The sequence below is a fragment of the Kushneria marisflavi genome (assembly GCF_002157205.1).
Taxonomy (GTDB): Bacteria; Pseudomonadota; Gammaproteobacteria; order Pseudomonadales; family Halomonadaceae; genus Kushneria; species Kushneria marisflavi.
The window spans coordinates 816023-829785 of sequence record NZ_CP021358.1 but is presented as its reverse complement, the minus strand read 5'-3'; the positions used below and the strand labels follow the sequence as shown (position 1 = coordinate 829785).

The 13763-nt window shown below is 60.7% G+C and carries 9 protein-coding genes, 3 tRNA genes and 1 pseudogene; 9 read left to right on the top strand and 4 right to left on the bottom strand.

Features of this window, described 5'->3' with window-relative positions; all coding sequences use genetic code 11:
- The first annotated feature begins 7 nt into the window (after positions 1-7).
- The 5 genes from B9H00_RS03840 (at position 8) to B9H00_RS03820 (ending at position 2125) form a co-directional block, all read left to right on the top strand.
- Complete coding sequence (locus tag B9H00_RS03840; protein WP_086899552.1) at positions 8-1255, top strand: aspartate kinase; 1248 nt, start codon at positions 8-10, stop codon at positions 1253-1255.
- A gap of 208 nt (positions 1256-1463) precedes the next feature.
- Entirely contained in the window at positions 1464-1661 is a 198-nt protein-coding gene (gene csrA / locus B9H00_RS03835; protein ID WP_086899551.1) for a carbon storage regulator CsrA, read from the top strand.
- Between the two features lie 112 nt (positions 1662-1773).
- Positions 1774-1866: transfer RNA gene (locus tag B9H00_RS03830), tRNA-Ser, on the top strand.
- Between the two features lie 74 nt (positions 1867-1940).
- Positions 1941-2017 (top strand) — tRNA-Arg (locus B9H00_RS03825).
- Between the two features lie 31 nt (positions 2018-2048).
- A tRNA-Arg gene (locus tag B9H00_RS03820) sits at positions 2049-2125 on the top strand.
- A gap of 124 nt (positions 2126-2249) precedes the next feature.
- Here the strand turns inward: B9H00_RS03820 and B9H00_RS03815 are convergent.
- From B9H00_RS03815 to B9H00_RS03805, 3 genes are all read right to left on the bottom strand, one after another.
- The gene (locus B9H00_RS03815; protein ID WP_086899550.1) at positions 2250-3215 is read right to left on the bottom strand and encodes a tRNA dihydrouridine synthase; all 966 of its coding nucleotides are present in this window, start codon (positions 3213-3215) and stop codon (positions 2250-2252) included.
- A gap of 168 nt (positions 3216-3383) precedes the next feature.
- Positions 3384-4019, bottom strand: coding sequence for an IMPACT family protein (locus tag B9H00_RS03810; RefSeq protein WP_086899549.1), 636 nt, complete (start codon positions 4017-4019; stop codon positions 3384-3386).
- A gap of 2 nt (positions 4020-4021) precedes the next feature.
- Positions 4022-4510, bottom strand: coding sequence for a LexA family protein (locus tag B9H00_RS03805; protein ID WP_086899548.1), 489 nt, complete (start codon positions 4508-4510; stop codon positions 4022-4024).
- A gap of 298 nt (positions 4511-4808) precedes the next feature.
- On the opposite strand from B9H00_RS03805, the gene smc reads away from it, so the two are divergent.
- From smc to B9H00_RS03785, 4 genes and pseudogenes are all read left to right on the top strand, one after another.
- The gene (smc, locus tag B9H00_RS03800; protein WP_086899547.1) at positions 4809-8309 is read left to right on the top strand and encodes a chromosome segregation protein SMC; all 3501 of its coding nucleotides are present in this window, start codon (positions 4809-4811) and stop codon (positions 8307-8309) included.
- Positions 8310-8549: 240 nt separating this feature from the next.
- On the top strand, positions 8550-9827 hold the full coding sequence (zipA, locus tag B9H00_RS03795; RefSeq protein ID WP_086899546.1) for a cell division protein ZipA: 1278 nt from the start codon (positions 8550-8552) through the stop codon (positions 9825-9827).
- A 151-nt stretch (positions 9828-9978) separates the two neighbouring features.
- Positions 9979-12038, top strand: a pseudogene (gene ligA / locus B9H00_RS03790) (NAD-dependent DNA ligase LigA).
- Complete coding sequence (locus tag B9H00_RS03785) at positions 12035-12313, top strand: YheU family protein (RefSeq protein ID WP_086899545.1); 279 nt, start codon at positions 12035-12037, stop codon at positions 12311-12313. Before ligA ends, B9H00_RS03785 begins: the two are co-directional and overlap by 4 nt.
- Before the next feature lie 106 nt (positions 12314-12419).
- Here the strand turns inward: B9H00_RS03785 and B9H00_RS03780 are convergent, their stop codons facing one another.
- Entirely contained in the window at positions 12420-13733 is a 1314-nt protein-coding gene (locus B9H00_RS03780) for a 2-hydroxycarboxylate transporter family protein (protein WP_086899544.1), read from the bottom strand.
- Positions 13734-13763: the final 30 nt, after the last annotated feature.

Below are 13763 nucleotides of genomic sequence, written 5' to 3'. Positions count from 1 at the left end.
AGCATCCATGGCGCTTTACGTACAAAAATTCGGTGGTACTTCGGTAGGCAGCGTTGAGCGAATCAAGGCGGTAGCCGAGAAGGTCAAGGGGTTTCGGGATCAGGGGCATCAGATCGTGGTGGTCGTATCTGCCATGAGCGGTGAAACCAATCGCCTGATCGAAATGGCCTCACAGATCAACGAAGAGCCCACGCCGCGTGAAATGGACATGCTGGTCTCGACCGGTGAGCAGGTGACAATTTCACTGCTGGCCATGGCCCTGCACCAGCTGGGCGTCAAGGCGACGTCCTACACCGGTGCCCAGATCGGCATTCGCACCGACAGCGCCCATACGCGCGCTCGCATTCAGCGCATCGAAACCGATGAACTGCGTGCTGATCTTGATGAAGGTCAGGTTGTGGTGGTGGCAGGCTTTCAGGGGGTCGACAGCGAAGGCAACATCACCACGCTGGGTCGCGGTGGCTCTGACACTACCGGAGTGGCGCTGGCGGCTGCGCTCAAGGCCGATGAATGTCAGATTTATACCGATGTCGATGGCGTCTACACCACCGACCCGCGTGTCTGCGACAAGGCGCGCCGTCTGGAAAGCATCACGGTCGAGGAAATGCTGGAAATGGCCAGCCTCGGCTCCAAGGTACTTCAGATCCGTGCCGTTGAATTTGCCGGCAAATACAACGTCCCGCTACGTGTCCTGTCCTCCTTCCAGGATGGCCCGGGAACCCTGATTACTGCAGACGAAGAGATTTCCAACATGGAAGAGCCGCTGATTTCCGGTATCGCCTTCAACAACAATGAAGCCAAGCTGACCGTTTTGAATACACCTGATGTGCCAGGCGTGGCCTCGCGCATTCTGGGACCAATTTCGGATGCCAATATCGAAGTCGACATGATCGTCCAGAATGTCGCACCGACCGGTGGCTATACCGACTTCACCTTTACGGTGGCCAAAAACGATTTTCGTCAGACCCAGCGTATTTTGCAGGAGCAGGTCATTCCGTCTTTGGGCGGGGGTGAAGTGCGCGGCGACGACAAGATCGCCAAGGTCTCGCTGGTGGGTGTGGGCATGCGCTCTCATGCGGGTGTCGCCACCCGGATGTTCCGGGTACTGGCCGATGAAGGCATCAATATCCGTATGGTTTCCACTTCAGAGATCAAGATCTCCGTCGTTATTGATGAAAAGTTTCTCGAGCTTGCCGTGCGATCACTGCATACCGCTTTTGGCCTCGATAAGGCCGATGTGAGCGAAGAAAGCTAAAAAAACCGGTAATACGGGATGACAGGCTGGTTCTTGTGGGGCTTTCTGCCACACTGAACCAGTGATCGTGCACCGGACGGGTAAAGCGGCTGTATAACACAGGTTGGATCGCGGTTCGGCTTGTCGCATAATGCCCCGCTTAATTCACACCGGTGCATGATCTATATGAATATATGTATAGGGAAGCAGCAATGAAAAGGAGGTCGCAATGCTCATCCTGACTCGCCGCGTGGGTGAGACACTCATGGTCGGCGATGAAATTACCGTGACCGTGCTCGGCGTCAAGGGCAATCAGGTCCGCCTTGGTGTCAACGCGCCCAGGGATGTTTCCGTGCATCGTGAAGAGATTTATCAGCGCATTCAGCAGGAAAAGGGTGACAGTGAAAGCGAGACCGATCCTGTTTGAAAGCCTTGCGTCAGCGCATACGTCCAGCCAAATATATTGAATCATAAGATTTTTTGACTTTGGGCTGGACAGGAAGTGGCAAACCAGGTAATATGCGCGCCGTACCGATCGAGGAGAGATGGCCGAGTGGCTGAAGGCGCTCCCCTGCTAAGGGAGTATAGGGTTTATAGCCCTATCGAGGGTTCGAATCCCTCTCTCTCCGCCATTATCGGTATCGAATGTTGAACGGCCCGTCTGACAAGGCGAACCCGACATTCTTCAATATGCTGTAATTTTGTTGCGCCCGTAGCTCAGCTGGATAGAGTACCTGACTACGAATCAGGTGGTCGGAGGTTCGAATCCTCCCGGGCGCGCCATCAGCATAAAGATGTAAAAATTGTGTTATCTGCGCCCGTAGCTCAGCTGGATAGAGTACCTGACTACGAATCAGGTGGTCGGAGGTTCGAATCCTCCCGGGCGCGCCAGATTCTAAAGCCCCGTCCGAAAGGACGGGGCTTTTCTGTTTTCTACCGTCCTGTCTCACGTCATCCTGTTGCCGTGCATCTCTACGACGCACGGCAAGGAAGGGTAAAGCCGAAGACCCGATTCTCAGAGCGGTGTCGATGCGTCACTGCCTGAAGAGGGCGCTTCTTCCTGCAGGGCGGTCATGAAATCCTCCAGTGCCGTAATACGTCGAAGCCTTTGAAAGTGCTCGCCAGCCTCGCCGTCATGCTGTCGCATAATGTTGAGCCACTGCTTCAAGAGTGACACGACGACCCTGGAAGGCAGGGCTGGATCGATGCGGGAGACATAGGCTGTGAGCAGGGCGCTGCGGTCCTGCCAGCGCGTGTCCGGCAGGCGCTCCCCGGTCAATTGCCAGTGTCGAATGCGTTTGGCCAGCCATGGGTCGGCCAGCGCGGCACGGCCCAGCATGACGTCCTGACAGCCGCTTGCCTCCCGGGCGCGCCAGTAGTCTTCCAGCGTCCAGATATCACCGTTGACCACCACCGGCACACTGGCCTGCTCACGAATGCGGCCCACCCATTCCCAGTGCGCTGGCGGACGATACCCTTCGCGGCGAGTTCGAGCGTGTACAACCAGACGCTGTGCGCCGCCATCTTCCGCGGCACGGGCGCATTCCAGCGCCAGGGTTTTGTCCTCAAACCCCAGGCGCAGCTTGGCCGTCACCGGTACGCCGGTCCCCTTGAGTGCCTCATGTACGCCCTGAACGGCGCGATACACGCGCTCGGGCGTGCGCAGCAGTGCTGCGCCGCCATCGTGGCGATTGACCGTTTTGGCCGGGCAGCCAAAATTCATGTCGATGACCGGTGCACCCAGATTGGCGGCCACCAGCGCATTTTCGCCGAGTTTGTCGGGCTGGGCGCCCAATAGCTGCAGATAGACCGGTGTACCGCCTGGCGTGCGACTATCGCCTTCAAGCTCGGGACAAATGCGCTGGAAGACGCGCGGAGGCAGCCGAGCATCAGTGACGCGCACGAATTCGGTGACGCTCCAGTCGAACCCGCCCAGCTCGGTCAGTAGCGCACGTGTGAGCGCATCGATTACACCTTCCATGGGGGCAAGGCCAATCAGGCCGGCCTGGGGAGAAGGGTCGACCGTGGAAACAGGGAAGGGTGTGGCTGGCATGTCTGGGGGTCCGCAATAGTCGTGACTGGCGCCGCCATCATAGGCATGTTGATTGCAATGGCAAGCGCGCTACCGGTGGTCACTTGTCAGTGACGCTCAAACCGGTATCTCTGGCGCATCATCATGACAGGTCAAACGCCCCTTGAGGCGTGAATTGAGCCCCTCGAGATCGGGTATCTGATCCATGGGCCAGGCCACGGAAAGAGTGACGCCCGAGGCGTCATGCAGTGCCTGATCGACAAGGGCACCATTAAGTTCGGCCCAGCGGCGCAGCTCGTGTTCCAGTGCGAAGTCGGTGGTCAGCCACAGCGGGCGGCGCGTGACGTATTCCTGTGCGGGAAGTGTTTCAAGTGCCTGAAGCAGGGCTTTCGAATAGGCTCGCACCAGTCCGCCGGTGCCCAGTTTGGTACCGCCAAAATAGCGAATGATGACGGCGCCGACCTGGCCAAATCCGCTACCTTCAAGTACCTGGTACATGGGGCGGCCGGCCGTGCCGCCGGGCTCACCATCATCGGAAAAGCCAATGTCATTCTGTTCGTTTGGTGCGCCGGCAATAAAGGCCGAACAGTGGTGAGAAGCCTCCGGATGATCAAGGCGGGCCTGATCGATCAATTGCTGGGCCTGCTCGGGGGCCGTGACATGGGCCACGCGCGCAATGAAGCGGCTTTTTTGCACCTCAAGGGTTTCTTCATGCCAGCGCCCCTGATCAAGGGCGGGAATCGAGTAACGCATGATCAGACCGCAGTGATCGGTGTATTGGCCGGACGGCGTGCCACCCCCATGACCAGTCCCAGTACCTGAATGTCGTCGTTTTTCAGATAGATGGGCGGCATGGTGGCGTTGGCCGGCTGAAGGCGTACGCCCGACTTGTCGATGTAGACCTTTTTGAGTGTCACTTCCTGATTGTTGATCAGCACCACGGCGGTCTCGCCGTTTTCGGCGGACTCGAGCTTTTCGATGATGATGATGTCGCCATCGTGGATGTTGCAGTCGATCATCGAGTCACCGCGCACCCGCAGGGCATAGGTGTTGCGTCGCACCATGCGTGAGGGAATGCGGACCGTTTCATCATCGGCGCAGGCTTCCATTGGCATGCCGGCCGATACGGTACCGAGCAGAGGGACTTCCACCAGCTCGCTGGCATCGATCTCCTCCCAGGCATCCTCGACCAGCGGGATGTTGGGCATGCGGTGCAAAAAGCGTGGCTCGGTATGGGCTGACATAAGGCAACTCCCTGAAGGGGCATCCGATGGGCTGACACATGACCGGCGACACATGATGCGTCGTCGCAAGCGTCGCGTGACACGACCATCACCCGGATGGGTGCGGAGCAAAAGGTGTCACGGGCAACCTTTCAAAGGTAACCGAAACCATACGGTGGCGGTAGTCATTGACATGGAGAAAGCGCGCCAATCGTAGTAGAGTGGCGCGCTTTGCCGCGGCGCTGTCCGGTGCCTGCGACGCCAGTCTGTCGCCGCCCGGCGCCCGCCGATTGACCTGTTCCCGGAGTCCTCCACTGGAATGCGCCTGACATCGATCAAACTGGTCGGCTTCAAGTCCTTTGTCGACCCGGTGACAGTCCCCTTTGATACCGACATGACTGCCATTGTCGGGCCCAACGGCTGTGGAAAATCCAACGTTATCGATGCCGTACGCTGGGTCATGGGCGAGTCTTCGGCCAAGTACCTGCGCGGCGAGTCGATGGCCGATGTCATCTTCAACGGCTCGACCGGCCGCAAGCCGGTGGGTCAGGCCTCGATCGAGCTGACCTTTGATAATCGCGAAGGCAAGCTGGGCGGGGCCTGGGCACAATATGCCGAGATCGCCGTACGCCGGCTGGTCACTCGTGAGGGGCAGTCCCAGTACTTCTTCAACGGTCAGAAATGCCGCCGCCGTGACATCGCCGATCTCTTTCTGGGCACCGGGCTCGGCCCGCGCTCCTACGCCATCATCGGTCAGGGCATGATCTCCCGACTGGTCGAGGCGCGCCCCGAAGAACTGCGCGCCACGCTGGAAGAGGCGGCTGGCATCTCGCGCTACAAGGAGCGTCGTCGCGAAACCGAAAATCGCATGCGGCGTACCACCGAAAATCTCGAACGTCTGGATGATCTGCGCGAAGAGCTCGACAAGCAGCTTGAGCGCCTCAAGCGTCAGGCCGAGGCCGCCAAACGCTACCGCGAGCTGAAAGGCCGCGAGCATCGCCTCAAGGGCGAGCTGGCCCTCATCCGAGCTCGGGCGCTTCGTGAACAGCAGCGCACCCGTGATACCCGGGTGCGCGAGCTTGAAAACAGCGTCGAGCGTAACGTGCTTGGCATGCGCGAAAGTGAAAATCGCCTTGAGCAGTCCCGCAGCCAGCATGACGGTCTGGCGGAAACCCTGGATGCACGCCAGCGCGCCTTTTATGACACCGGTGCCGCCATCGCACGTCTGGAGCAGCAGCTTGAAAGCGCCCGAGCGCGGGAGCAGCAAAGCGAGGCCGATATTGCCGCCATCGATCGGGACCTGACCGATCTGGCGCGTCTGGCCGGTGAAGATGAGGTGCGCTATCAGGACATCACCACACGCCTTGATGCCCTGTCGCCCGAGCTTGAAGCCGCGCGTGAAGCCTTCGAGATGGTCGAGGCCGGGCTTGAGGAAGCCGCCGAGCGAGAGCAGGCCGCGCTGGAAGCCTGGGAGGGGTTCAGCGAGCAGCATCAAAACGCCACCCGCAGCGCCGCGCGCGCCCAGAGTGATGTGCAGCGTCTTGATGGTGTGATCAATGATCTCAACGCGCGCATCGCTCAGCGCCAGAAGCAGCGAGACGAACTGCCCGAGCAGGCGGCACTTGTCGAAGAGCGCGAGATGGCGGCCGAGCGTCTGGCCGAGCTGGATCTTGAGCTTGAGACCGACGAAACGCGCCGACTTGAGCTCAAACAGGGCCTTGATGACATCGAGACCCGCCTTCAGGTGCTTGGCAGTTCGCGCGATGAGCATCACGCCAGACGCAGTGCCCTGCAGGGCGAACGCGCTTCGCTCGACGCCCTGATTCGTGCCGCGCTCGAAAGCGGCGATGAGGCGCTGGATGCCCATCTGGACGCGTTCGATCTGTCCGCTGCCCCACAACTGGCCGAGCGCCTTCAGGTCGAGTCCGGCTGGGAGGCAGCGGTCGATGTGGTGCTCGGCCCCTGGCTGGCGGCCCGCATGACCGATGACACACGCGCCCGTACTGCCCTGCAGGCGCTGTCGGCGGGCAGGCTGACCCTGTTCGAAGAGGGGCGTGCCGGCTCATTGCCGCGGGCTAACACGCTGGCAGCCAGAGTCACCGGCGCCGAGGCCCTGAGTGAGCTGTTGGGACGGGTGGTCACGGTCGCAAGCGATGCCGCCGCCTGGCAGGCGCGCGAACATCTGGAGGCCGGCAACAGCGTGATCGCACCTTCCGGGCTATGGCTGGGCCGGCACTGGGCGCATCGTCAGGTCAGCGATGAGCAGACCGGCAGCATCGTGGTCAATCGCCAGCGCCGTGACCGCATTGATCTGGAGCTTGGCGAGCTTGATGAACGTGTTGCCGAGGACGAGACGCAGATCGCAGCGCTTCGCGAGCAGCGCCAGCGTGATGGTGAGGCGCTTGAGGCGCTCTACGCGCATCAGCGCCAGCAACAGCAGGGCCGCCAGACGCTGGCGCTGGAGGTGTCACAGCTTGGCACCCGTCTGGAGCATCTGCGCAGTCGTGACAGCGAGCTGGAAGAGGAGATTGCGGGCCTGCGCGAACAGCTTGAGGAGCAGCGACTCAATCTTGAGCAGGCGCGTGAACAGTGGGATCAGGCGCTGGCGACCGTTGAGGACAACGATGCTCAACGTCAGCAACTCGAGCGTGCGCGCCGCGAAACCCGCGAGGCACGCGAAGCCGTCAACGCCCGTCTGGCACCGGCACGCGAGGCCATCAATACGCTGGAGCTTGAGCGTCAGCGACTGAGTACGGAACGACAGGGCATCGAGGGCCAGCGCGCGCGTGCCGGTGATCAGCGCGCGCGTCTGGAAGAAAAGCGCGAGATGCTGCAAGCGCAGCGCGAAGAAGCGCTCGAGCCGCTTGAAATGCTGCGCGAGTCCCTGGATGAGTCACTGCATCAGCGCACGCGTGAGGAGCAGCTGCTCAACGAGTGCCGCGATGAGGCCAGTGCCATCAGCAACACCATGCGTGAACTGGAGCAAAAGCGTCAGGGGCACGAGCGAGAGCTTGAGACCCTGCGCGAACAGCTCGAGGCAGAGCGCATGGATGTTCAGGCACTGCGGCTCAAGGCTGAAGCCCAGGAGCAGCAGCTCATTGAGCTCGGACATGATAGCGCGGCGCTGGAGGAGGGGTTGGCCGCCGGTGCCAATGAGCAGGCCTGTCAGGAGGCGCTTGAGTCGACCAGCGACAAGATTCGCCGGCTGGGCGCGATCAATCTGGCCGCCATCGAGGAATACGAGCAGCAACTCGAGCGTCGCGACTATCTTCAGGGTCAGCATGCCGAGCTGACCGAGGCGCTGGATACCCTGAATCAGGCCATCAGAAAGATCGACCAGGAAACGCGGACACGCTTCAAGCAGGTATTTGAAGAGGTCAACGAGCGTCTGGGTGAGCTCTTTCCGCGCGTCTTCGGCGGTGGAGCGGCCTGGCTGACGCTGACCGGAGATGATCTGCTGGAAACCGGCGTCGCCATCATGGCAACGCCCCCGGGCAAGAAAAACAGCACCATTCATCTGCTCTCCGGCGGAGAAAAGACGCTGACGGCGTTGTCTCTGGTATTTGCGATCTTCCAGCTCAATCCGGCACCCTTTTGCATGCTCGATGAAGTGGATGCGCCGCTGGATGACGCCAACGTGGGGCGTTATGCGAAACTGGTGCGCGAGATGTCACAAAACGTGCAGTTTATCTACATTACACATAACAAGATTGCCATGGAGGCAGCAGACCGCCTGATGGGCGTCACCATGCAGGAGCCGGGCGTGTCCCGATTGGTCTCGGTAGGCGTGGAAGAAGCCGCCGAGCTTGTAGAAGTGTGACGTGACGGGGTGGGGCTGATGGGGCCCTGAATGCCGGGCCCTGGCGGCGGGAAGTTTCGCAGGGATATAATCGAAGGGCGATTGCGCAATGTGTGTCATTGACGTCATATTGCTGTCATCGGACGACAACCTTCACATGTGAAAGACCTTTTTCACACCATGAAGGACATTCGTCCATTTATTCGAAGGCGATCGCGCCATGTCCAGGACTGGCATGGTGCCAACAACAGGCATGATTACATGGAATTGAGAGAGTGGCTCATTATCCTGGGGCTGGTTCTCGTCGCCATCATTCTGGTTGACGGTGTACGGCGCCTGCAGCGGCAAAGACGCGGCCTGCGCATGGACCTTTCACGCGATATCGACAGCAGTGCGCCTGCACGTGATCCAAAGGATATCGAACGTGAGGAGCGAATGAACTGGGAACTGCCCAACGGCGGCGCCCGGGTCATCTCCAGGGGTGAGAACGAATTCGACGATCGCTTCGATGAGCCCGACATGGACACATGGGATGAGGATATTGATCGCGCCCGGGAGCGCGACGACGTTGCCCCTGCCCGTGACGAGGACTTCGATGACGAGCGCGATATGCCTGCCTATCAGACCCGAGAGCGGCGCGGCTCGCGCGAGGTTGATGATCCGCAGGATCGCGAATATGACCATGACGACGATGACATGGAGGAACTGCCGCCACGTCGTCGAGATGATTTTGCCCGTCGTCTGAAATCTGTCTTTCCGTTCGGTGAGGGCAAGCGCGCCCCGCGTCAGAAAACACGCCCGGCAGAGCCTCCCCGCGAGAAGGCCCCCTCTATGACCGAGCGCCCGGCCGATCGTGAGGAGGTGTTTGAGGACGACGACCCGCTCTTCGCTTCCGGTGATCGCCGCGACCCGCCTCCCGACGCGTTCGATTTCGAACGTGAAGAGGACATGGCACCGCGTTACGAGCCCGAGCCCGAAGAGGAAATGCCTGCTTCCCATTCACGGTTTGACAGCGCGCGATGGGCATCGCGTCATCCGGTGCTCGAGCGCGCTGCGCGCGGCATGATCGAAGGAGAATCGGCACGCACGGCATTGAAAGACGCCGAAGAGATCGTGGTGATCAGCGTCATGTCTCGTGATGAGGACGGTTTTCACGGTCCTGACCTGCTTCAGCTGGTGCTGGCCTGTGGTCTTCGACTTGATGACCGCGGGGTCTTCCACCGTTTTGAGACCGAGTCCAGCCAGAGCCCGCTGCAGTTTTCGATGGTAAACGTCGTCAAGCCGGGCACCTTTGATCTTGAAGACATGGAAGAAGAAGCCACACCCGGTGTGACCTTCCTGATGCCGATGCCCAGCGCCGAATCCTCGCGCGAGGCGTTTGAAGCCATGTTTGAAACGGCCATGGTGCTGGTGCGCAACTTGGGCGGCGAGCTCAAGGATGAAAATCATAGCGTCATGACCGGGCAGACCGTCGAGTTTGCCCGTCAACGGGTGCATGAGTTCGAGCGTCGCTGGCGGCTGCATCATCAGGCGCACTAAACGCCGATTAATCTGGTGTGCGTTATGGGGGCCTTCGGGCCCCCTGATCATTTCAGGGCCGCCTGTCGCATCCGTGTGACGCTCAAAGCAGGCTGACCCATGTTGAGGCTGTCGTCTTCGGCGGCCATGTCAAACGGAACAAATCACTGCCATGTGTGCAAAAAAAAGCGCTGACCCGATTGCCGAAGAGATCAGAACACTTCGGGTGCAGCTCGAGGATGCCAACTATCGTTACTACGTCGAGGATGCGCCGAGCCTTCCCGACGCGGAATATGATCGCCTGCTGCGCCGCCTTCAGGAGATCGAGGCCGAACACCCGGAACGGGTGACGGCAGATTCACCCACCCAGCGCGTGGGGGCGCCACCGGCCGAAGGGTTTCCCGAAGTGCGTCACGCCGTGGCCATGCTGTCACTGGATAATGCCTTCGATGAGCAGGAGGTTCGCGCCTTTGCTCGACGAGTGGCCGAGCGGCTTGAAACCGACGAGCAGTCGATTCGGTTTTGCTGCGAGCCCAAGCTGGATGGACTGGCAGTGTCGCTGGTGTATGAAAATGGTCTGCTGGTACAGGGTGCGACTCGAGGTGACGGGCGTACCGGCGAAGGCATCACGGCCAATCTGCGCACGCTGAAATCCATTCCGCTCCGGCTCCGGGGGACGATCTTCCGGCCCTGCTGGAAGTGCGCGGCGAGGTCTACATGAGCCACTCGGGCTTCGAGAAGCTCAATAACGACGCGCGTGCTCAGGACAGCAAGGTGTTTGCCAATCCTCGTAACGCTGCCGCCGGCAGCCTGCGCCAGCTTGACCCTGGTATCGCTGCGGCCCGGCCACTGGAGTTCTGCGCTTATCAGGTCGCTCGCATTGATGATGAATGGCTCAGGCCATGCCACTCGGCGCTGATGGCCCAGCTGCGCGATCTGGGATTTCGCACCAGCCCCGAGATTGATGTGGTTACGGGGGCCGATGGCCTCGTCGACTTCTGCGACAGGATGGGCTGGCGGCGCGAGCAGCTCGACTACGACATCGACGGCGCCGTGCTCAAGGTCGATGACCTGCGTGCCCAGCGTGAGCTCGGCTTTGTCTCGCGCGCGCCGCGCTGGGCAATGGCGTTCAAGTTTCCGGCTCAGGAACAGACCACGGTAATCCGCGATGTCACCTTTCAGGTCGGTCGTACCGGCCGCCTGACGCCGGTGGCCAGACTGGAACCCGTGCAGGTGGCAGGTGTGACGGTATCGAACGCCACGCTGCACAACATGGATGAGATCGAGCGCCTCGATGCCCGCATCAATGACACCGTAATCATTCGCCGGGCCGGCGATGTCATTCCACAGATTGTCAGTGTGGTGATGGACGCGCGGCCGGATGATGCGCAGATCATCGAGATGCCCGAACGGTGTCCGGTCTGCGATTCCCGGGTGGAGCGTCTCGGTGACGAGGTGGATGCCCGCTGCTCGGGCGGACTTTTCTGTCCGGCGCAGCGCAAGGAGGCACTCAAGCACTTTGCCAGCCGTCGAGCACTGGATATCGACGGGCTGGGTACCAAGCTGATTGATGCGCTGGTCGAGCGCGAATGGGTGAAAACCCCGGCCGATCTGTTTCGCCTCGAGGCGGCCCGGCTTGCCGAGCTGCCCCGCATGGCGCAGAAGTCGGCCGATAATCTCGTGGCCTCGCTTGAGCGCTCCAGGCATACCACGCTGGCCCGCTTTATTTACGCGCTGGGCATCACGGAAGTCGGCGAGGCGACCGCCAATGCGCTGGTGCTCCATTTCGGCGAGCTGCAGCGGATCATGGACGCCTCAAAAAAGGCTTTGGAGGCGGTGGCCGATGTCGGCCCGGTGGTCGCTGGTCATATTCACACCTTCTTCGTCGAAGCACACAACCGCGACATTATTGAGGACCTCATCCGGGTCGGCATCGACTGGGAAGAGGTCGAGGTGGGCGAGCGCGAGCAGCCCCTGGCCGGCCAGACCTGGGTGCTGACCGGGACGCTTGAGACGCTGACCCGGGACGAGGCGAAAGCGAGACTGGTGGCGCTGGGGGCGAAGGTCAGCGGCAGCGTCTCGAAGAAAACGCACGCCGTGGTCGCCGGTGAGGCGGCCGGCAGCAAGCTTGAAAAGGCCCGGCAACTGGGCGTTGACGTCATGGACGAGCAGGCCCTGCTGGCCTTTTTGAGTCAGCATGAAAATACGTCTTCATCGGAGAGTGACTCATGAACAGTGGAAGATTCGTGGAGGTCCCCTCGCGCATGCTGCCGGCGGATACCCTTAACCGGTTGTTGGCGGAGTTTGTCACCCGCCAAGGCTATGACACGACCGATACCGGTGAGGGCGAGCGTGGCTGGATCGGAGAGGTCAGTGGTCAGCTCGAACGCGGTGAGCTTTTGATCGTGCATGATCTGCAGACCGAGCTGACCGAAGTCATGACCCAGGAGCAGTGGCGCGCCTTTGGCCGTCAGGTCGCCGATGACGAAGAAGAGGGCGATTGGTAATCGACCGGCGACGCCCTCCTGAGGGTCAGAAACGCAAAAAAACGCCGCTCTCCTGGGAGCGGCGTTTTGTCTTCAGTGCTTGTCTGAGTTAGACAGCTGTCGCCGTTCAGGCAAACAGCAACGGCACCAGCAGGCTTGAAAGTAGCAGAATCAGGGCACCCCCTAGACGGGAAGAGATCTGCGCAAAGGGCATCAGCTGCATGCGGTTGGCTGCTGACAGCACCGCCACGTCCCCGGTACCGCCCATGTTGGCCATGCACAGTCCGGCCGTGATGGCGGCTTCGATCGGATAAAAGCCCACCAGACGACCGACCAGACCCGCCCCGAAGGCCGCACCAGCGACGACGGCGAAGACGATCAGGACATAGGTGATGGAGATGGCATCGATCACCTGGCCCAGGTCGGTATAGGCGATGCCGATACCGAACAGCAGCGCAAAGGTCCAGTTCCTGGCCACAAAGCGAAACCACTGGGCTGCCGCATCAGTGATGTTTTCCGGCAGCAGACCGCTGATCTTGACCAGAGCGACCAGAATGATCATCAGGGCGTAGGGGTGCAGCGGAATCACGGTACCCAGAATCTCACCGCCGATGTAAAAGCACAGGGCGACCACAACGCCGATGCCCAGCTTGCCCAGATCGGGCGCAGTCTCGTGATCGTTGATTTCGACACCCGGCATCATCTGGCCATTGCCGGTCAGCGACGGAACGCGCTTGCCCAGTCCGTTGAGCAGGCCGGCAATGATGATGGCAAAAACGTTACCCAGCGCCAGCGCCGGTACCAGAATCGAGATGTAGTAGCTGGCCGGCTGACCCAGCAGCTGCTCATAGATCTGGCTCAGCGGAACGGCACCTGCACCCATGCCGCCGCCCATGATGGGCAGGGTGATGACGACTACGGCGTCCTGGGGAGAAAAGCCCAGCAGCAGCCCCGCGCCCATCGCAAAGAGTGCTGCAAAAAGCACCGAGCACAGCAGCGGCAGGGCAAAGCGGGTGCCGACCTTGACCAGCACCTTCGAGTCCATGCCCAGAATGCTGCCGGTGATCAGGGCCGCGATATAGAAGTTAAGAAAGCCGCCGCCTTTCATGAAATCAGTGACATTGTCGCTGACACTTTCGGGCAGCCATTGCAGATAGACCAGCGCCGCCGCGCCGAAAATGGCCAGGATCGCGCCTCCGCCCAGATAGCTTTTCACGATGGGCATTCGATCGCCGATAAAGCCCAGCAGCTCCCCTAGGATCATCATGGCCGCAAGGGCGCCGATCATGCCGGTGGGAAGGGCGTCCAGCATCATGGCAGCGATCAGGACGACCAGAGCGATGGCAAACAGGGGCAGGGAAAGTCCGAAAATGCGCCAGGAGGCAACGGACGTTTTGAAGGAGGGGGTGCTGGCTGCCCTCGCAGTATCAGACTGTGACATGGCAATGACCTGTTATGTGTCAATCAAAAG

What these genes read in the sequence shown, in the direction of transcription:
- smc (WP_086899547.1), top strand. Translation starts at nt 4,809, where the DNA reads ATGCGCCTGACATCGATCAAACTGGTCGGCTTCAAGTCCTTTGTCGAC.
- B9H00_RS03805 (WP_086899548.1), bottom strand. Translation starts at nt 4,510, where the DNA reads ATGTCAGCCCATACCGAGCCACGCTTTTTGCACCGCATGCCCAACATC.
- csrA (WP_086899551.1), top strand. Translation starts at nt 1,464, where the DNA reads ATGCTCATCCTGACTCGCCGCGTGGGTGAGACACTCATGGTCGGCGAT.
- B9H00_RS03815 (WP_086899550.1), bottom strand. Translation starts at nt 3,215, where the DNA reads ATGGAAGGTGTAATCGATGCGCTCACACGTGCGCTACTGACCGAGCTG.
- B9H00_RS03785 (WP_086899545.1), top strand. Translation starts at nt 12,035, where the DNA reads ATGAACAGTGGAAGATTCGTGGAGGTCCCCTCGCGCATGCTGCCGGCG.
- zipA (WP_086899546.1), top strand. Translation starts at nt 8,550, where the DNA reads ATGGAATTGAGAGAGTGGCTCATTATCCTGGGGCTGGTTCTCGTCGCC.
- B9H00_RS03780 (WP_086899544.1), bottom strand. Translation starts at nt 13,733, where the DNA reads ATGTCACAGTCTGATACTGCGAGGGCAGCCAGCACCCCCTCCTTCAAA.
- B9H00_RS03840 (WP_086899552.1), top strand. Translation starts at nt 8, where the DNA reads ATGGCGCTTTACGTACAAAAATTCGGTGGTACTTCGGTAGGCAGCGTT.
- B9H00_RS03810 (WP_086899549.1), bottom strand. Translation starts at nt 4,019, where the DNA reads ATGCGTTACTCGATTCCCGCCCTTGATCAGGGGCGCTGGCATGAAGAA.